1 pseudogene is annotated in these 768 nt (G+C 40.8%); it reads left to right on the plus strand.

Annotation, left to right across the window (positions count from 1 at the left end):
• A pseudogene (locus HMPREF2837_RS08025) lies at positions 1 to 768 on the plus strand (G5 domain-containing protein); the annotation flags it as partial.

Genomic DNA, 768 nt, shown 5'->3' on the forward strand with positions numbered 1-768 from the left:
TCCTAATACTGGAAAGATTACAGCAAGTGAAGGTCAACCAGTTCGTACGAAAGAAGCAACGAATACTATTGTCAAAGTCGCAGCTAAGGATAAAGTAGAAACAACAGAAATCCCATCACCTAAGAAATATGTAAAAGATGATACACGCGACAAAGATCAACCAAATGTGGAAGAAGCAGGACAAGCAGGTTCAAGCACTACCACAACAACGTATAGTGTTGATCCTACTACAGGCGCTATTACAGAAACAGTAGGAAAACCAGTAGTAGTAAATCCAACAGCAACTATTGTCAAAGTCGCAGCTAAGGATAAAGTCGTAGAAACACTGATTGAACCAGAAGTTGAGTATGTTAGAGATGGTGAACGAGAAGTTGGCACACCTAATGAACGCGTTGAAGGAGCTAAAGGTAAAACAGTTACTACAACCACTTACGATGTAGATTCAAACGACGGTCATATCACAGAACACGTTGGTACCCCAGTTGTCACCCCGGCAGGTAAGACAATCGTTAAAGTTGGTGCGAAAACTAAGGTTGAACAATCTAAAGATTCTGAAGGTCATGATGTGATTGATACCACTACCTATGAAGTTGATCCAAAAACAGGTAAGGTAACTCCAACAACCGTTCGAACTTATGGAACAACAAAAGAACCAACAGTAGAGTTAGAACAAGATTCTAAGACAGGTGATGTTACAGTGACACCGAAGAAACCAGATGGGTCAACATATCCATCAGGAACTAAGGTAGAAATCCCAGGTAAAGATGG

Origin of the sequence: Streptococcus sp. HMSC071D03, from assembly GCF_001812125.1 — a bacterium.
In the GTDB taxonomy this organism is placed as follows: Bacteria; Bacillota; Bacilli; order Lactobacillales; family Streptococcaceae; genus Streptococcus; species Streptococcus pseudopneumoniae_N.